Source organism: Peribacillus sp. NPDC058002 (assembly GCF_042886655.1).
GTDB lineage: Bacteria > Bacillota > Bacilli > Bacillales > DSM-1321 > Peribacillus > Peribacillus aracenensis.
In genome coordinates, this window is the sequence record NZ_JBHVQU010000040.1 from 1 (window position 1) to 18337 (window position 18337).

Genomic DNA, 18337 nt, shown 5'->3' on the forward strand with positions numbered 1-18337 from the left:
CGATATGGTGTTAGTGCTCGCGAATGGAGAAGCGAACAATGAACCTTTGACACCTGACCATCCTGAATGGTCCATTTTCCTTGAATTATTAAAACAAACTGCCGAAAATCTCGCCAAACAAATTGCAAAAGACGGAGAAGGCGCCACAAAACTGATAGAAGTGAATGTTCATGGCATGCCAACGAAGGCAGATTCACAGATGATGGCGAAGACGATCGTTGGGTCGAATTTAGTGAAAACGGCGGCTTTTGGAGCGGATGCAAACTGGGGAAGAATCATTGCTGCAATGGGAAGAAGCGGAGTGGAATTCAATCCGGATCAAACAACGATCGTTTTTGGTGATATCGTCGTGCTTAATGATGGAGAGCCGATAATGTTTTCTGAGGTAGAAGCCAAAGCATACTTGGAGAATGAATGTATCATCATTAATGTTTATTTGAAAGATGGTAATGAATCAGGTACGGCATGGGGCTGCGATTTAACCTATGATTATGTGAAAATAAACGGAAGCTATCGTTCTTAAGAGGTGAAAAGTATGGACATATTAGTCATAAAGTGCGGCGGCAGCATCATTAATGAGTTATCGGATTCATTTTTCAATAGTGTTAAAGAGTTACAAAACAGCGGGTACCATATTGTCTTTGTGCATGGAGGCGGCCCTGATATAAATTCAATGCTTGAAAAATTTGAAATTGATCCAGTATTTGAAGATGGATTAAGAAAAACGACCACAGAAGTGCTGGGAATTGTGGAACTTATGCTGGCAGGCAAATCGAACCGCAGCCTCGTTCATAAATTGGAATCCCACGGCATCAAGGCAATTGGTTTAAATGGCTCTGACGGTGGAATTCTTACAGGTGATTATATCGATGAAAAGAAACTTGGAGCTGTTGGTGAAATACAACGAGTCAATACGGAATTATTCGGACTTCTATTCGAAAAAGGTTATTGTCCGGTATTGACGCCCATTTCAACAACCGAAGAAGGCACTAAATTAAATGTAAATGCGGATATGGCTGCAGGATCTGTAGCGAAGGCACTATCGGCCGATATGTGTTTATTTGTGACCGATGTTAAAGGGGTCTTGAAAAATGGGCAGATCATTGAGAGATTGAAAGAAACGGAAACGAAGAATTTAATAAAGGATGGAAGCATCCATGGGGGAATGATCCCGAAAGTCACTACAGCGTTGTCGGTGTTGAATAAAGGGATTGAAGAAGTGATGATCGTTAGTGGGAAAGATCATTTTTATCAAGGCGGACAATTCATCGGTACGAAATTTCTTCAGGAAGAAGGGGTATTTCAATGAGTAATATATTTCCAACATATGCAAGGTGGAACATTGAGCCAACAACAGCGTCAGGATTGAAGATTACGAGTATAGCAGGTAAAGAGTATCTGGATTTCACATCCGGAATCGGGGTTTTGAATCTTGGACATTGTCATGAGTTGGTAAAATCGGCCGTCACGGAACAGCTTAATAAATATTGGCATGTATCGAACATGTTTCAAAGTTCCCTACAGGAACGGACGGCAAAAATGCTGGCTGATGCCTCTGATTTAAGTCAGGTGTTCTTTGCCAACAGCGGTGCCGAGGCGAATGAGGCAGCTATCAAACTAGCACGTAAAGCTACCGGGAAAAGCAAAATTGTCACATGTCAGCAGTCTTTCCATGGCCGTACGTTTGCAACGATGGCTGCAACGGGGCAGGAAAAAATCAAGACTGGTTTCGGACCGATGCTAGCTTCGTTCGACTATGTTCCATTTAATGATAATGACGCCATGACTGCAGCCATCGATGAAAATACGGCAGCTGTCATGATTGAAATTGTTCAAGGAGAAGGCGGCATCCATGTTGTACAGCAATCATATCTGGACACAATTCAAAAACAATGTCAAAAACACGGAGCTCTCCTTATCATAGATGAAATTCAGACTGGAATAGGACGTACAGGCAAACCATTTGCATTCCAGCATTTCAATATCCAACCGGACATCATCACTACAGCAAAGGGGCTGGGAAATGGCTTGCCAATCGGGGCGATGATTGGGAAGGAAGCGCTATCTGAGTTCTTTAACCCTGGAAGTCATGGATCCACTTTTGGAGGTAATCCCGTTAGTGTCTCGGCAGCCGAAGCCGTGTTAAAGGAAATTTTCCAATCAGGGTTTTTAAAAGAAACCGTTAAAAAGGCTGAATACCTTGAAAGCGAATTGGCAAAAGCATTGAAGGACATGGAAGAAGTGAAAGAGATTCGCGGTCTGGGGATGATGGTCGGAATTGAATGTAAACAAGATGTTCAGGTGTTTTTAATGGAACTGCAAGAAGAGGGCTTACTTGTCTTGAGCGCAGGTCCTAAAGTGATTCGTTTACTCCCATCCCTGACAGTTACCGAATCGGAGATCGATATGGCGATAAAAAAAATTAAAAAAGTATTGGCAATAAAACAAACTATCTAAATTTATTGAATTTTTATGGAACAAAATGAATAATTATGCTATCGTATATATAAATATACATCATCTAAAGAGGTGGAAATCATGAAAAGCTATCTATATTTAGAGAATGGTTCCGTCTTTGAAGGGGAACTGCTGACTCAATCGACTGAAAAAACAATCACTGGAGAGATTGTCTTTTTCACAGGAATGACCGGATATCAAGAAGTGTTGACAGATCCTTCATATAAGGACCAGATTGTCATCTTCACATACCCACTGATCGGAAATTATGGAATCAATGAACATGATTTTGAAAGTAAGAAGCCGCATGTTGCCGGTGTGATTGTATATGAAGGGAATATGAGCCATTCCCATTATCAAGCTAAATATTCACTTGGTGAATATTTAGACAAGTGGAACATTCCTCTTTTAAGCCATGTTGACACAAGAGCGGTCGTTAAGAATATAAGACAGGAAGGTTCCATGCAGGCAGTCATCACAGCGGAAGAAAAATACACTGTCTTACCCGGACTAAATGGTTTATCAGCCCACGTTGCTGAGGTATCCACAAAGGTTGTCGAGTGCTTTGGGGAAGGCGACAAGCATGTGGTAATGATGGATTTCGGCTATAAAAAATCCATATTGGACTCATTGGTCGAGCAAGGCTGCCGAGTCTCTGTCGTACCATTCGATACTGAATTCGAACTAATAAAGGACTTGAAGCCAGATGGAATTTTGCTTTCAAATGGGCCTGGGGATCCAAAACAGCTTGAATACCTTTTAGGAAACATTAAAAAGATCATTACGAATTTTCCAACGATGGGCATTTGCCTCGGTCATCAATTAACGGCCCTTGCCCTAGGCGGAAATACAAAGAAAATGCTGTTTGGACATCGCGGTGCGAATCAGCCCGTGGTCGATTTGAAAACGAAAAAGGTGTATATGAGTTCGCAGAATCATAGTTATGAGGTTGATGAACCGAGCTTACAAGGAACATCGCTGCAAGTGAGATTCAGAAACGTGAATGATAACACGGTTGAGGGTCTCATGCATGAAGACTTGCCAATCTTCACTACCCAATACCACCCAGAGGCAAATCCAGGACCTATCGAGAGTTCATTACTATTCAACGATTTTTTACAAATGATAAATGATTATAGCGGGAGAGAAAAAGCTTATGCCTAAGGACGACACGATACAGACCATTTTAGTGATTGGTTCGGGGCCGATTGTCATCGGGCAGGCCGCCGAATTCGATTATGCAGGTACACAGGCCTGCCTTGCTTTAAAGGAAGAAGGATATAAAGTCATACTGGTCAACAACAATCCTGCAACGATCATGACTGATGATATGAATGCGGATGCTGTCTATTTCGAACCTTTAACGGTTGATGTTTTGGAAAAGATCATTTCCAAGGAAAAGCCGGATGGCCTGCTCGCTACATTAGGCGGTCAAACAGGATTGAATCTTGCTTATCAATTGGATGATGCCGGAGTACTTGAAAAATATAAAGTCAAATTATTGGGAACTCCGATCGACTCGATCAAAAAAGGGGAGGATCGTGAACTGTTCCGTGAGTTGATGTTTGAAATAGGTGAACCTGTTCCCGATAGTACAATTGTCCATACACTTGAAGAAGCGTTGGCATTTGCCGACAAAATCGGTTTCCCCATTATCGTTCGTCCCGCTTATACACTTGGCGGAACTGGCGGTGGAATTGCTGATTCACTTGACACCTTTAAGGAACTTGTACGGGGCGGGCTGCAAGAAAGCCCGATAACACAATGCTTGATTGAAAGAAGCATAGCTGGTTATAAGGAAGTAGAATATGAAGTTATGCGAGATGGCAACAATACGTGCATCACCATCTGTAATATGGAAAATATCGATCCGGTTGGGATTCATACAGGTGATTCGATCGTCGTGGCACCATCACAGACTTTATCGGACGATGAGTTTCAGATGCTGCGTGCCGCTTCCATTAAAATCATTTCTGCTTTAGGTATCATTGGCGGCTGTAACATTCAATTTGCACTTGATCCGAATAGCAAGCAATATTATTTAATAGAAGTAAACCCGCGCGTGAGCCGTTCATCGGCACTAGCTTCCAAAGCAACAGGTTATCCCATAGCCCGCATAGCTGCCAAGCTCGCTGTCGGCTACAATTTATCGGAGCTCATCAATCCAGTAACGAAAAGCACTTATTCAAGTTTCGAACCTGCTCTTGACTATGTAGCTGTGAAGTTCCCGAGGTGGCCATTCGATAAATTCACGAGCGCAAACCGCAAATTGGGAACACAGATGAAGGCGACTGGTGAAGTGATGGCTTTACACCGCAGCTTTGAGGGGGGAGTCCAAAAGGCCGTCGATTCTTTGGAATTGAAAACGATTGGGCTGCAGCTATCATCGCTGAAAAATAAAACGGTTCCTGAACTTTGGGGAAAGCTTGCCGAAAAATCTGATGAACGAATCTTTGTCATTTTTGAAATGCTTAGAAAAGGCGTGACGATTGAAGAAATCCATGAAGCGACAGCCATAGATTATTTCTTCCTTAAATCCTTTGCTACATTGATCCAAAACGAATTGGAAATCGAAGCTAAGGAAATCGATCTGGTAACAAGGGAAGAACTTCAATCCTACAAGGAAAAAGGCTTTTCAGATCGCTATCTTGCTTCTGTATGGAAAGTAAATGAAATGGAAGTGAGAGCACATCGGAAATCACTGGGCGTAACTGCTGTATACAAAACGGTTGATACATGTGCAGCCGAGTTCGAATCACATACGAACTATCATTATTCCACCTATTTTGGTGAGAACGAACAGAAAAAAACGGCTAAAAAGAAAGTGTTGATGATTGGCAGCGGCCCGATCCGCATCGGACAGGGAATAGAATTTGATTACTGTTCGGTTCACGGTGTTTATGCACTCCAGGATGAAAATGTCGAAACGATCATGATCAATAATAACCCGGAAACGGTCAGCACGGATTTTGCGACGGCAGACCGCCTATATTTCGAACCTTTAATTCTTGAATATGTTCTGAATGTAATAGAAGCGGAAGATATTGAAGATGTTATCGTCCAATTCGGTGGGCAGACTGCGATAAACCTGGCAAAAGGCCTGGAAGAATACGGTGTCAATTTGTTGGGGACTACATTCGATACACTTGATCAATTGGAAGACCGTGATCGTTTTTATCAGCTTCTTCAAAAACTTGATATCCCCCATGTACCTGGTTCAATGGCTAATGGTGAAGGACAATTAATTGCCAGTGCAGAGGCAATCGGTTTTCCAGTGCTCTTACGCCCATCCTATGTAATTGGCGGCCAGGGAATGGAAATCATCCGCTCCAAGGAAAGCTTATTGAATAGAATCTCAAATGGATCGGCACTTGTATATCCCGTGCTGATCGATTCCTATATTCCAGGGAAGGAAGCCGAAATCGATTTGATTGCGGATGGAAACGATGTATACATTCCCATCATTGCTGAACATATAGAGAAAGCAGGCGTCCATTCAGGGGATAGCATGGCATTATTGCCAGCTCAATCCTTGACGGATGATATCAAAGATAAAATGACCCTTTATGCTAAAAAACTAGTCAAGGAACTTGGATATAAAGGACTCATGAACATCCAATTTGTGATAGAGGGAAATAGTGTATATGTATTGGAAGTGAATCCTCGCGCCAGCCGGACAATTCCAATCATCAGTAAAGTGACCGATGTATCCTTGGTGCAAATAGCGACAAAAATATTGCTCGGGAAATATTCATTGTCGAATGTGTTCGATAAAACGGGTTTAATGGAAGAAATTCCATATGCTGTCGTCAAATATCCGGTATTCTCTACATTTGCACTAAGCGGACTTGATTCGAAGGTAGGTCCGGAAATGAAATCAACAGGTGAAGGAATCGCCATTGGAGAAACGGTAAATGAAGCGTTGACAAAAGTATTCCATGCTCAAAAATCTAAACATACTACAGGAGTTTATCAATCAGAATCGGTCCAATTAAGTGAAGAGTTGTTAGTGCAAATCAAAGAAGCAGGTTTGACATTGGGGAATTCAGAATTTGATAAATGGTTAAATGAAGGAAATGCGGCGGTCGTCTTGGCATATGGAACAACGGAAGAAGATAAGAAGCTAAGGTTACTTGCAGCGAAATACCGACTGCTTGCATTTACGGAAGAAGAGACTTTCAAAGCCTATCTAAAATCGGCAGAAAGTGCTGATCCAGGGGTTACCTCGCTACAGGAATGGCTTGTACCATATTCGAAAGGAGTGTCACACGTATGAGTTCAATGACTGCACCGACACAAGCGAAGATTTTAAATGGAAAAGATTTTTTGACCATGAAAGAGTCTGCACCAACGGCAATTGCAGATTTGTTAAAACTGGCGCAGACCATTAAAGGCAAAATGCGAGCTGGTGAAGATTATACGCCTTTAAAAGGGAAAACGCTGGGGATGATCTTTGAAAAATCGTCTACCCGTACCCGTGTTTCTTTTGAGGTAGGCATGATGCAGCTTGGCGGTCACGCTTTGTTCCTAAGTGGAAATGACTTGCAAATTGGACGTGGTGAAACCATTTCCGATACCGCAAAGGTCCTTTCTGAATACATTGATGGCATCATGATTCGTACCTTCGAGCATGAAAAGATTCTGGAATTGTCAGAAAATGCATCTATCCCAGTCATAAATGGGTTAACAGATCTTGCACATCCTTGTCAGGTGCTTGCTGACTTCTTGACGATCATCGAGATAAAAGGGCAGCTAAAAGGCTTGAAGATGAGTTATATCGGTGATGGCAATAATGTTGCCAATTCATTGATGGTAGGCTGTGCAAAAATGGGAATGGATTTTTCCATCGGGTGTCCTGAGGCCTACAAACCTGATGAAAAGGTCGTCGCCTATGCCCAAAAAGTGGCAGAAGAGACTGGCAGTGAAATTGTGGTGACAACCTCAGCATCGGAAGCCATAAAAGATGCGGATATCGTCTATTCCGATGTATGGACCTCCATGGGGCAGGAAATCGAGAATAGTATCCGCTTAGAAGCTTTTAAAGATTACCAAATCAATGGTGAACTTGTAAAACTTGCTAAAGAGGATTATTTATTCATGCATTGCCTGCCTGCGCACAGGGAAGAAGAGGTAACGGCTGAAGTCATCGATGGACCTAATTCCGTCGTTTTCCACCAAGCTGGAAATCGTCTGCATGCCCAAAAGGCGGTTCTGGTGGATTTAATGTCATAACAAAAAAACGCCTGCTCCCTGAGCAGGCACTTTTTGATTCAAGCCGCTTTCCTGTATGTTCTTAATTTTTCTGACATGAATGTAAGGATACTGGTAATAATAACGGGGAAAGCATGTAAAAGGGGTGAAATCTATGGGGCAAAATCGCCAATTTAAGCCAGGTCAGAAGGCACCTAATAATGGGACCTACGTAGAAATCGGTGAAACGGGCAGCACGGTAGTGAATCCGAAAATGGTAAAGCTTGATGCAGGGGATTCTTTTCCTGAAACATCCAATCATAACCGGATTTGGACATATAAGCGGAAGCCATGAAACATCTAAAAGCAGGAAAAAGGAATGATCGCCATCCTTTTTCCTGCTTTTTCTATTCAAAGGAATAACCGAATATTTTCGAGATTTCCAAACAGCTCTTTCTTAAATAGTCGCTTAAGGGATCTTCATAATGATCTGGAATGCTTTCGGTGAACCCAACGGCAGTGATCGCTCCCAACAATTCTGAATTATAATTAAAAACCGGAATGGACATGGAGGAAACAGAAGGTACAAGAGGCTCTTTGGCAAAAGCTATTTTGTATTTCCGAATTTCATGATATTCATCCGTTTCTTTAAGGAAAGAGCCTGTAACATTACGATCTTTTTCAATCCATTCGGCTGTCAAGGAAGGATCCTGAAAAACAGTGAATACCTTTCCGGATGAGGATGATGGGGGAAGACGTGTACCTAACTGTGCCCCGATGTTTAAGTTTTGGTTGGAATTCCAAATTTTCGCCGTGATTGGTCCATCGTATGTCCAAACGGAAAAAAGGACTGTGCAAGAAGTATGGTGACTGATTTCCTGTAAGTAAGGAGTTATTCTGCTCGTGACATCCTCATTTCCTATTGCTGCCATGCCGTATTGAATCAGTTTGCTCCCAAGGTGATACATACCGGTTGTCTTATCGCGATATAGCAACTCAAGCTGAGTCAAAGTATTCAAATACTTATAGAGGTTACTTTTCGTTATTTCCGTTAATTCTTGAATATCAGAGAATCTTAAAGGAGTCCTTTGGGAAGCAAGTAAATCTATGATGCTCATCCCTATTTGTAATGATTGAATCGTCGAACCGGATTTTACGATTTCCATAAGTCAATCTCCCTAATCTGTTTTAATTTAGGTCTAGTATATCAGAATCTGTAAAATATAAATGGAATTTAACACGAAAAACCGCCGTCTGCTTGAAGCTATCAATATACTTTCCTTTTAAATAAAAAAATTCAGCTGATCCCGAAGTACTCATAATGGTTAGATGATAACTTTTGCACAAAAATTCGCAATACTTCCTTGACAATATTCCGAAAATTAAGTTACTATTTATATAAATAGTGAACAAAGTTATCTATAAGTGAAAGTGATGAGTGTATAGCCATCCAAATGCTGGTTTGTGAAGTGAATCCAGCAGAATAGGATAGTTTGTGAAGTGAATCCAGCAGAATTAGGATAGTGGCATCAAAGATTGGTTTTTAAAAAAATCTAGATGAAATAAAGGAGAATGAAATATGAAACTAGTAACATTCAGCAGTCAAGGATTTAAACGTATTGGTGCAATTTACCCGAATAATGTAATAGTTGACTTGAACTATGCCTATCAAGCTCTACTTGAAAGCGAAGGGAAGCTTCGCAGTGAACAAATCGCTGAAGCGTATGTCCCTGCAACAATGGAGGCGTTTTTACAGGGAGGGAATGAAAGCCTTTCCATCGCGAAAAAGGCAGCGGATTACGCATTGAACAATCGTGATTCCTTCAGACATAAATTGGTGCATGAAATTGAAAATATAAAGCTTGAGGCACCTGTCCAAAAGCCAGGCAAAATTATTTGTGTAGGACATAACTACCGTGAGCACATTGCTGAAATGGGTCGTGAACTGCCGCCGTTTCCTGTGGTATTCGCAAAGTTCGCCAATACAGTAATTGGTCCCCAGGATGATATACCGTTCTTCCCAATCTCTGAACAACTGGATTATGAAGCGGAATTCGCTTTTGTAGTCGGACAAAGGGCACGTAATGTATCGAAAGAAGATGCTCTTGATTATGTGGCTGGTTATACAATTGCGAATGATGTAACGTACCGCGATATCCAACGGCGTACACTTGAGTGGCTTCAAGGGAAAACGGTTGAAGGAAGTGCTCCGATGGGGCCTTGGTTAGTCACTTCCGATGAACTATCCGATCCATCTGGCTTAAATGTCCGATTAACGGTAAATGGTGAAGAACGCCAAAAAACTAATACAGCCAACTTCGTATTCGATGTGAAGTATTTAGTTGAATTTTTATCGAATTTAATGACTCTTGAACCAGGTGACATCGTACTCACAGGAACACCTGGTGGGGTAGGAGTAGCCCGTGACCCACAAGTGTTCTTAAAAGATGGTGATGTTGTCAAAATCGAAATCGACAAAATAGGTTATCTTGAAAACCGTGTGCGACGTGTCGGGGAGGGAAAATAAAATGGCTTATCAGGAAATCGGGACATCAATTCAATCGGTTCAACAATCAATCGACCACATTCTTGAGACAGTGACATACCTACCGGAAGAAACGATCAGATTTAAGCCGGCAGATGATGAATGGTCAATCATGCAGATACTTTCCCATTTAGCTGAGGCCATTCCTTATTGGTTAGGTGAAGTGGAAACTGTAATAGCGATGCCTGGAGCCAAATGGGGGCGTGGATTGCAAGATCCAGCCCGATTGGCAGCAGTTACCGATATTGACAAAATCGCTGTTGATGATGTCATGAAGCAAGTGGAGGAGCTTAAATATAAAGTGGAGAGCAGTCTCGGGGATCTTGATGAAGAAACACTATCCAAAGAATCGCCACACCGGAATTTCGCTAAATTCGGAAACAAACCAGTTTCTTATATTGTCGATCACTTCATCGATGAGCATGTTTCAGGACACTATGATCAAATTAAGCGAAATCTTTCTAAAATCCAGTGAGGAAAGATAAAAAAGAAAGCAGGGATAAATATGGCTGAAAAATCAGAATACATGGACAGTTCAATCGTAAAAGATTTTACAAAGGATATACAGCAGTATAACCTTGGGCCACTGTGGGAAGCCATTCCCGCTTTGATGGACCATGAACCTAAACCTCATGCACATGCTTATTTATGGAAAGAAGAGCTTTTGACAAAAAAGTTGATGGAGGCGGCTGAAATCTTCACACCTGACCGGGGAGGGGAGCGCAGGGCCATTTATTTTCAAAACCCTGGCCTCACTTATCGCCAGCCTTGGGGATGGGCTTCGACGACACAAACGCTTTATGCAGCAGTTCAGCTATTATTGCCAGGTGAAGTGGCACCTTCTCACCGTCACTCCCAAAGTGCACTTCGTTTCATTACGAATGGTGAAGGTGCCTACTCCATCGTGCAGGGAGAAAGGATATTCATGGAAGAAGGAGATTTCTTGATCACGCCTAAAAACCTATGGCATGGTCATGGACATGTTGGCGAAAAACCAATGATTTGGATGGATGCCCTTGATATCCCAACCATCTATTCCATAGGTGGCACTTTCTTTGAACCATATCCAGATCGGATTGAAACGCCTAAACGTCCGGATAATTTTTCAGAGCTCCGTTATCAAGGCGGAATGGTCCGTCCAGTATCCGACCGTTATTCACAAGTGGCACCGCTTGCCAATTACAAGTGGAAAGGCACAAAAGCAGCGATAGAAGGATTAATGAATTTCGAGCCGGACCCATATGAAGGTTTCGCCGTGGAATATATCAATCCATCAAATGGCCAAACTGCCAATCCGACGATGGGGGCATGGATGCAGAAACTTCCTAAGGGTTTCCATACAAAGGCACATCGCCATACCCATTCCACAATTTATCAAGTGCACCAAGGATCAGGCTATACAGTTATTAATGGAGTGCGTTTTGATTGGACCAAGGGAGATTATTTCGTCGTTCCGAATTGGGCATGGCATGAGCACGTTGCAGAAGCGGATTCTTACTTATTCTCGGTAAACGACCTACCAATAATGGAGAGATTCGATTTGGAACAGCAACAGGCATTAGACGCAAACAATGGTTACCAAAAGGTTGAAAGTGAATTCAAGCCTGTTTTGGTTTAAAAGTAATCTGTTTGGAACTTCAGCTTGCTCCTTATGATTATATGGAATGCCAGCCGAATGAAAACGCTTACTGTGGCATTGGTCCGCAACATTGGCTAACAGCAACTAATATAGGGGGAATTGATGATGAGCACAGAAAAAAAACCATTCATAGTTATCGGTGGGGGAATTGGCGGATTGGCAACTGCTTTAGGAATCGCAGAAACTAAACAGTGTGTAAAGGTCCTTGAACAAGCTCCTGAATTTGGGGAAATTGGTGCAGGGATTCAGCTTGCAGCAAATGCCACCAATGTATTGCAGCGTTTAGGCGTCATGGATAAAATCAATGAAATTGCAGTATTTCCAAAAAGGTTGGTGCTGATGGATGCCTTTTCCGGCAAAGAGCTTTCCGCTTTGGATTTAGGTGATGTTTATAAAGAAAGATATGGAGCGCCGTATGTTGTCTTGCATCGTTCCGATTTGCATAAAGTACTGGCTGAAGCTTGTGAAAATAACCCGTATATTGAACTTGTTACGAACCAAACCATTATTGAAACAGTAGAAAATGAAGGTGAAGTTACGGTTACTGCTTCTAACGGGTCTAAACATTCAGGAACTGCTGTCATTGGAGCCGATGGATTATGGTCCAGGGCACGGAAACTTTTTGTGGAAGATCAACCGATCTGCTCTCAATATGTTGCATACAGGGGAGCGATTCCGATGGAAGAGGTTACAAGCCATGGAGATTTAGATGATGTATATATGTGGATTGGGCCAAACCTTCATCTTGTTCAATACCCGGTTAGAAGGGGGGAACTTTACAACCAAGTAGTGGTGTTCAAAAGTTCTCAATACACGGAAGAAAATGAAAAAACTGATCAATGGGGAACCCCGGAAGAAATGGACAGTGTATTTGCCGGAACATGTGAGCTTGTTCAGAATGCGATTTCATTCATTCAAAGGCAACGCCGCTGGCCGATGTATGACCGGTTACCAATTGATAATTGGACTAAAGGAAGGGTTACGCTTACGGGCGATGCGGCACATCCGATGCTTCAATACTTGGCACAAGGGGCTTGCCAGGCTTTAGAAGATGCAGCTTATTTGTCAGATATGCTTCATATGCATGGGAATGACATTGAACGGGCATTTTTGGAATATCAAGAGGAACGTATTCCACGTACAGCTAATGTTCAAACGAGTGCAAGAATGTGGGGGGAAATCATCCACAATACGACCGATGCAGGCATCCTGCTCAGAGATACGATCCTTGCAGGACGCACGGATAAAGATTTCCAATTCGTCGATGAATTCCATGGTTATAATAAAACGGCCGTAAAAGCATAAGCCATTTTGTTACATCCAAATCAGGGAGTTTATACATTTTACAAATAGGTCTGCCTTTCTTCAATTTGAAGAAAGGTTTTTTCCGTTAATCCTCCATACCTCCTGCCTTTTTTATAACTTTCCTTTACATGGGGAAAATTAGAAGTATAATGAAAATATAAAGGTCAAAGTTGGTCAAACCGAGTGGTGATTCGTTCATGATATAGATGAATGGGAGGTTTATAAAAATGGATATTAACAATATGACGGAGAGAACCCAACAGGCGTTCATTGGCGGCCAGGAACTAGCCAAAGATAGAGGGAATCCCGAGTTGACGGAGCTGCATTTATTAAAGGCCTTAATGGAACAGGATGAAAGTTTATTAATCAGGATTCTATCGGAATCTGGTCAACCGATGAATCTATTTGATATAGAGCTAAATAAGGAACTGGATCGATTACCGGAAGTGAGCGGGAGTGTTTCCCAGGTTTACATGTCAACCTCCCTACAGCAAATTTTGACGGCTGCCGAAAAGGAAATGCAAATGTGGGAGGATGAATATTTATCTGTCGAACATATACTGCTTGCGTCGTTGCAGGTCAATAAAACGAATGTAAACAGGCTTTTTTCATCATATGGAATTGATTATGACAAAGCAAAACGGGTTATAAACGATATAAGGGGGAATCAGCGAGTGACTAGTCAAAATCCTGAAAGCACTTATGAAGTACTGAAAAAATACGGCAGAGATCTCGTTGCTGAGGTTAAGTCGGGGAAGGTAGATCCAGTAATCGGCCGAGATACGGAAATCCGTAACGTCATCCGGATCCTTTCACGTAAAACGAAAAATAATCCTGTATTAATAGGAGAACCTGGAGTAGGTAAAACAGCAATTGTCGAGGGGTTGGCACAAAGGATCGTCAGGAAGGATGTGCCGGAAGGTTTAAAGGATAAGACCGTTTTTTCACTAGATATGAGTGCACTTGTCGCAGGGGCCAAATTCCGCGGTGAGTTTGAGGAACGGCTAAAAGCGGTGTTGAGCGAGATCAAGAAGAGTGACGGTAAAATTCTTTTATTCATTGATGAATTACACACAATTGTCGGTGCAGGAAGAACGGATGGCGCACTTGATGCCGGAAATATGTTAAAGCCGATGCTTGCGCGCGGTGAGCTGCATTGTATCGGTGCAACGACTCTTGATGAATATCGGCAATATATTGAAAAGGACCCGGCTCTGGAACGCCGTTTCCAACAGGTTCTGGTTCCTGAACCGGATGTGGAAGATACGATTTCAATTTTGCGGGGATTAAAGGAACGGTTTGAAATTCACCATGGCGTCAGGATACATGATCGGGCAATCGTTGCGGCTTCTGTCCTTTCGAACCGATATATAACGGAGCGGTTTTTACCGGATAAAGCGATAGATCTTGTGGATGAAGCATGTGCGATGATCCGAATGGAAATCGATTCAATGCCATCCGAGCTGGATGAAATCACGAGAAAAGTCATGCAACTTGAAATTGAAGAAGCGGCCCTGAAAAATGAGGAGGACCCTCAAAGCAAGGCAAGGCTGGAAGTACTTCAAAAAGAACTATCAGAACTTCAGGATCAAGCGAATAGCATGAAATCAAAATGGCAAATGGAGAAATCAGCACTTCAGAAGGTGCAGGATAAACGTGAAGAGCTTGAGAAACTGCGTCATGAACTGGAACAGGCAGAGAATGACTATGACCTTAACCGGGCAGCTGAACTTCGGCATGGAAGGATTCCGCAGCTTCAAAAAGAATTGGAAACCATGGAAGACGAATTGGAAAAGGAAAAACAGGAATCACGATTGCTTCGCCAGGAAGTAACGGAGGAGGAAATTGCCTCGATTGTTGCAAGGTGGACCGGGATTCCGATAAGCAAGTTAGTGGAAAGCGAAAGGGAGAAGCTGCTTCGCCTATCTGATATCCTGCATGAACGCGTAATAGGTCAAGGAGAAGCGGTGGAACTCGTATCCGATGCCGTTTTAAGAGCAAGGGCGGGAATTAAAGATCCAAATAGACCAATCGGTTCATTCATTTTTCTTGGGCCGACTGGTGTCGGTAAAACCGAATTGGTAAAAGCTTTGGCAGAAACGTTATTCGATAGTGAGGAACATATGATTCGAATCGATATGTCGGAATATATGGAGAAACATTCCGTGTCCCGCCTTGTTGGTGCACCTCCTGGATATGTTGGATTTGAGGAAGGGGGCCAACTTACTGAGGCTGTCAGGAGAAACCCATACTCAGTCATATTATTAGATGAAATTGAAAAGGCACATCCGGAAGTCTTCAATATTTTGCTGCAGATGTTGGATGATGGAAGGATAACAGACTCCCAAGGCAGAACAATCAACTGTAAAAATACGGTGATCATCATGACTTCCAATATCGGTTCCCATTTCTTATTGCAGTCCAACCGGGAGGATGGTGGCATTGAAGAAGAAATAAAAGATCAGGTCTTTAAAGAATTAAGAGGCCATTTCCGTCCCGAATTTTTAAATCGCGTTGATGACATTGTTTTATTCAAACCTCTGACGAAACAAGAAATCGTTGAAATCGTGGATAAAATGGTTCATCAATTACAGGTAAGGTTAACTGAACAAAATATAGTCCTGAACGTCACAGAAGCGGCAAAGGAATTCATTGCGGACCAGGGATATGACCCAGTATATGGAGCAAGACCGCTGAAGCGGTTCATCCAAAAGCATCTGGAAACGAAAATCGCCCGTAAAATCATAGCTGGTAATGTTGAGCTTAAAGAAGGAATCACGATTGATCATGATCATGATGAATTGGTCCTTATATAAAAACGATGAAATGTAGTTTACACATAAGCAGAGTACGGTATAACAAAAAGGACATCCTAAAAAGGATGTCCTTTTTTGCTTCTTAATGTTGATGAGAGTCTTTAGCTGGCCCGGCAGGCAAGATAGCAGGGACGATACAAATCAGGATAGCAGCAGCTAATCCTAAAATCGTTCCCTGCGCAGCATCGTATGAAACTCCGATCATGGAAGAAACAACATATACAGTCATATGCATTAATAAGAATACCCAAAAAATTGCCCAAGCATAACGCATCGAATTTCACCTCATTCCACTACATTCATTTTTATCTTACCATAATTAATATACAGTTAAAACGTGTTTTTAATAATAACCTTTAAATAATCCAATACATTAAATCATAAGAGAACTTTTTCCGGCAGACAAGTTGGTTCCAAACTTCAAATGGGAACTCAAAGAGGAAAATAAAAACAAAAATCGTCCATGCTTGGTTAATTTAGGATAAAAAGTTAGGTGTTTCCACTTACCCTTTCTATATTTCTTCATAAATTAATATAGTAGTAATATTCCTTAAAGGAGTTTGAACGATGGAACAGCGAACTTTTCAAATTGATGACCAATGGAATATCATCTATTATCCAGAGCGGCCCAGTGGTTTTTCCGTAATGGTAATTGGAGACCGTAGTCATTTTGTCGAAAAAGACAGCAGCTTTTGGTTGCAGCATCCTGGCAGGCTGCAAATATTGGAATATTTAAAGGAATACGGATACACGCTATTTTCATCCAATTTTCACGGAGCCAACTGGGGCAGTCCTAAAGCACTGGACCTTTCCCTTAACCTATATATTCTTTTCATGAAAAAAGAAATAGTCAATCAAAGGGTTCATATATTGGCAGAGGGGACAGGCGCACTACTTGCCCTAAAGCTAATGAATGAACTTGGAAGTAAAATTCGGTCTGTTGTATTGATTGATCCGGTTTTTTCTTTGAAAGCACAACTTGAGAAAGAAAAGGAAAACAAGTTCTTCTATAAAAAGTGGCTGTCAGAGGTTGCTGCTGCATATGAGCTCGATCCGGCAGAATGTGAACAGCATATCCTGGACACTGAGGATTCAGTTATCGCAAAGAATATCCCCATGAAAGTGATTCAGGTTTTTGGAAGCTTACGGAAAGAGCAAGCCTCCCTTTATCGGCAAATCCAGCTGGCTAGGAAAGAAGATTTGCAACTGACGTATATATTGCCCGAAAAACGTTATAAAATTCCTTATCAAATACAAAAGTTTTTCAATGAGAATGAAGAGATTTTATGAGAAGTGATATATTTTTACAATAGTTTGCATACGATACAGCATCTAAAAAAACTAGACGTGCCGGGTAAAGTGGGCTTGATGGCATAAGAGGAGGCTGTATTTATGCAAACGAACATTGTCATTGGCACTTATCGATTTGTAGGATTCTATGTGACTCAATATTTTTTGAACCAAGGTAAAGAAGTAATCGGAATCGATTGGGCTGATTCCGAAGCAAGTCAGTATATTATGGAAGAAAAGGAACTTGAAATAGGCAGGAATTCAAATTATATATACTTCCCGATTAATAAACTTAAATTATTGGATATTTCACAGCAGGACACGGTGTTCATATCTCTTTACGATATTCAAAGTGGAAAATTGGACAAAATCGATTTTCTGATAGGCGAAATAGTTTCCTTCATTGAGAAATTCAAAAATGGCAAGGATGAAATGCCAAATTTCGTTCTTTTCATGCCCATTGAAAAAGATGACAGTATATTTCAGTCCATATTAAGCTCGATTCGTGAAATAGATTCTGCAAAAATCATATTCTTACCGACGATTTTTGGACCTTGGCAATCGGAAAACATGAGCTTTGAATCTGGAATCAATCAGCTTGGACAGTCTGATATCAATGCGGCAATTGCTGCCGAATATACCGGAGATGCTCTCTATATCACAGACTTTGTTAACGCTTTGGAACCAGTGCTTACCTCCTCTTCCGATAGGGACATCCAATTGTGCAGCAGTATAGATGACCATTGGAATAAGTGTGCCAAGTTGATATTTGGTGAAAGTATGGATTCATTCACTTCCCAATCAACAACTAAAATCAATAAAGGAACAATATTTGAAGTGCAATGCAAAATGGAACCAGAAGAAGGCATTGCTTTACAAAGAAAACATAATAAACGAATAAACTTACTTAAAAAGTGGAGAAAGCGAGACTGACTTGGAGAGCGATAACCAAACATGAAATCGATAGCTTTCGATATTAGGGAAGGGCAAAACTGTATATTTGCCTCTAATCTATATGTCTTGTACTATAATGTTCAAGGATAGGAATTTTCCTCAAAAGATATTCATTTTTTTATATGTGCGCCCTTTACGAAA

At 41.6% G+C, this 18337-nt stretch carries 16 protein-coding genes; 14 read left to right on the forward strand and 2 right to left on the reverse strand.

Annotated elements, in window-relative coordinates:
- From ACFVSH_RS10120 to ACFVSH_RS10150, 7 genes are all read left to right on the forward strand, one after another.
- A partial coding sequence (locus ACFVSH_RS10120; protein ID WP_387705822.1) for a bifunctional ornithine acetyltransferase/N-acetylglutamate synthase occupies window positions 1-523 on the forward strand: 523 nt, incomplete at its 5' end.
- Between the two features lie 12 nt (window positions 524-535).
- Complete coding sequence (argB, locus tag ACFVSH_RS10125) at window positions 536-1309, forward strand: acetylglutamate kinase (RefSeq protein ID WP_387705824.1); 774 nt, start codon at window positions 536-538, stop codon at window positions 1307-1309.
- The gene (locus tag ACFVSH_RS10130; protein ID WP_387596289.1) at window positions 1306-2457 is read left to right on the forward strand and encodes an acetylornithine transaminase; all 1152 of its coding nucleotides are present in this window, start codon (window positions 1306-1308) and stop codon (window positions 2455-2457) included. The genes argB and ACFVSH_RS10130 overlap by 4 nt, the downstream gene beginning before the upstream one ends.
- A gap of 81 nt (window positions 2458-2538) precedes the next feature.
- Window positions 2539-3621 carry a carbamoyl phosphate synthase small subunit gene (locus ACFVSH_RS10135; protein ID WP_387705826.1) on the forward strand — a complete coding sequence of 361 codons (1083 nt, stop codon included), beginning with the start codon at window positions 2539-2541 and terminating at the stop codon, window positions 3619-3621.
- Complete coding sequence (locus tag ACFVSH_RS10140) at window positions 3614-6733, forward strand: carbamoyl-phosphate synthase (glutamine-hydrolyzing) large subunit (RefSeq protein WP_387705828.1); 3120 nt, start codon at window positions 3614-3616, stop codon at window positions 6731-6733. The genes ACFVSH_RS10135 and ACFVSH_RS10140 overlap by 8 nt, the downstream gene beginning before the upstream one ends.
- Window positions 6730-7689 carry an ornithine carbamoyltransferase gene (argF, locus tag ACFVSH_RS10145; RefSeq protein ID WP_387596280.1) on the forward strand — a complete coding sequence of 320 codons (960 nt, stop codon included), beginning with the start codon at window positions 6730-6732 and terminating at the stop codon, window positions 7687-7689. Before ACFVSH_RS10140 ends, argF begins: the two co-directional genes overlap by 4 nt.
- A gap of 133 nt (window positions 7690-7822) precedes the next feature.
- Complete coding sequence (locus tag ACFVSH_RS10150; protein ID WP_034314546.1) at window positions 7823-8002, forward strand: YjzC family protein; 180 nt, start codon at window positions 7823-7825, stop codon at window positions 8000-8002.
- Window positions 8003-8054: 52 nt separating this feature from the next.
- Here the strand turns inward: ACFVSH_RS10150 and ACFVSH_RS10155 are convergent, their stop codons facing one another.
- Window positions 8055-8813: an IclR family transcriptional regulator gene (locus ACFVSH_RS10155; protein WP_260283990.1), complete on the reverse strand. Its 759-nt coding sequence runs from the start codon at window positions 8811-8813 to the stop codon at window positions 8055-8057.
- Between the two features lie 413 nt (window positions 8814-9226).
- Here ACFVSH_RS10155 and ACFVSH_RS10160 point away from each other — a divergent pair, with 413 nt between their 5' ends.
- From ACFVSH_RS10160 to clpB, 5 genes are all read left to right on the forward strand, one after another.
- Complete coding sequence (locus ACFVSH_RS10160) at window positions 9227-10174, forward strand: fumarylacetoacetate hydrolase family protein (protein WP_387596275.1); 948 nt, start codon at window positions 9227-9229, stop codon at window positions 10172-10174.
- A gap of 1 nt (window position 10175) precedes the next feature.
- A complete protein-coding gene (locus ACFVSH_RS10165; protein ID WP_387705829.1) occupies window positions 10176-10667 on the forward strand; it encodes a DinB family protein in 492 nt (163 codons plus the stop codon).
- A gap of 30 nt (window positions 10668-10697) precedes the next feature.
- Entirely contained in the window at window positions 10698-11810 is a 1113-nt protein-coding gene (locus ACFVSH_RS10170; protein WP_387596269.1) for a cupin domain-containing protein, read from the forward strand.
- 126 nt (window positions 11811-11936) lie between these two features.
- Window positions 11937-13136 (forward strand): FAD-dependent monooxygenase, encoded by a 1200-nt coding sequence (locus ACFVSH_RS10175; protein ID WP_387705831.1) that lies wholly within the window; start codon window positions 11937-11939, stop codon window positions 13134-13136.
- A 227-nt stretch (window positions 13137-13363) separates the two neighbouring features.
- Window positions 13364-15952 (forward strand): ATP-dependent chaperone ClpB, encoded by a 2589-nt coding sequence (clpB, locus tag ACFVSH_RS10180; protein ID WP_387596263.1) that lies wholly within the window; start codon window positions 13364-13366, stop codon window positions 15950-15952.
- An 82-nt stretch (window positions 15953-16034) separates the two neighbouring features.
- Here the strand turns inward: clpB and ACFVSH_RS10185 are convergent, their stop codons facing one another.
- A complete protein-coding gene (locus tag ACFVSH_RS10185; protein ID WP_387596260.1) occupies window positions 16035-16226 on the reverse strand; it encodes a YjzD family protein in 192 nt (63 codons plus the stop codon).
- A gap of 293 nt (window positions 16227-16519) precedes the next feature.
- Between ACFVSH_RS10185 and ACFVSH_RS10190 the strand changes: the two genes are divergently transcribed.
- On the forward strand, window positions 16520-17242 hold the full coding sequence (locus ACFVSH_RS10190) for an alpha/beta fold hydrolase (protein WP_387705833.1): 723 nt from the start codon (window positions 16520-16522) through the stop codon (window positions 17240-17242).
- A 102-nt stretch (window positions 17243-17344) separates the two neighbouring features.
- Window positions 17345-18175 (forward strand): Rossmann-fold NAD(P)-binding domain-containing protein, encoded by an 831-nt coding sequence (locus ACFVSH_RS10195; protein ID WP_387596254.1) that lies wholly within the window; start codon window positions 17345-17347, stop codon window positions 18173-18175.
- The last annotated feature ends 162 nt before the right edge of the window (window positions 18176-18337 follow it).

What these genes read in the sequence shown, in the direction of transcription:
- ACFVSH_RS10140 (WP_387705828.1), top strand. Translation starts at nt 3,614, where the DNA reads ATGCCTAAGGACGACACGATACAGACCATTTTAGTGATTGGTTCGGGG.
- ACFVSH_RS10185 (WP_387596260.1), bottom strand. Translation starts at nt 16,226, where the DNA reads ATGCGTTATGCTTGGGCAATTTTTTGGGTATTCTTATTAATGCATATG.
- ACFVSH_RS10160 (WP_387596275.1), top strand. Translation starts at nt 9,227, where the DNA reads ATGAAACTAGTAACATTCAGCAGTCAAGGATTTAAACGTATTGGTGCA.
- ACFVSH_RS10165 (WP_387705829.1), top strand. Translation starts at nt 10,176, where the DNA reads ATGGCTTATCAGGAAATCGGGACATCAATTCAATCGGTTCAACAATCA.
- ACFVSH_RS10135 (WP_387705826.1), top strand. Translation starts at nt 2,539, where the DNA reads ATGAAAAGCTATCTATATTTAGAGAATGGTTCCGTCTTTGAAGGGGAA.
- ACFVSH_RS10195 (WP_387596254.1), top strand. Translation starts at nt 17,345, where the DNA reads ATGCAAACGAACATTGTCATTGGCACTTATCGATTTGTAGGATTCTAT.
- ACFVSH_RS10170 (WP_387596269.1), top strand. Translation starts at nt 10,698, where the DNA reads ATGGCTGAAAAATCAGAATACATGGACAGTTCAATCGTAAAAGATTTT.
- ACFVSH_RS10155 (WP_260283990.1), bottom strand. Translation starts at nt 8,813, where the DNA reads ATGGAAATCGTAAAATCCGGTTCGACGATTCAATCATTACAAATAGGG.
- argF (WP_387596280.1), top strand. Translation starts at nt 6,730, where the DNA reads ATGAGTTCAATGACTGCACCGACACAAGCGAAGATTTTAAATGGAAAA.
- ACFVSH_RS10175 (WP_387705831.1), top strand. Translation starts at nt 11,937, where the DNA reads ATGAGCACAGAAAAAAAACCATTCATAGTTATCGGTGGGGGAATTGGC.
- ACFVSH_RS10190 (WP_387705833.1), top strand. Translation starts at nt 16,520, where the DNA reads ATGGAACAGCGAACTTTTCAAATTGATGACCAATGGAATATCATCTAT.
- ACFVSH_RS10150 (WP_034314546.1), top strand. Translation starts at nt 7,823, where the DNA reads ATGGGGCAAAATCGCCAATTTAAGCCAGGTCAGAAGGCACCTAATAAT.
- clpB (WP_387596263.1), top strand. Translation starts at nt 13,364, where the DNA reads ATGGATATTAACAATATGACGGAGAGAACCCAACAGGCGTTCATTGGC.
- ACFVSH_RS10130 (WP_387596289.1), top strand. Translation starts at nt 1,306, where the DNA reads ATGAGTAATATATTTCCAACATATGCAAGGTGGAACATTGAGCCAACA.
- argB (WP_387705824.1), top strand. Translation starts at nt 536, where the DNA reads ATGGACATATTAGTCATAAAGTGCGGCGGCAGCATCATTAATGAGTTA.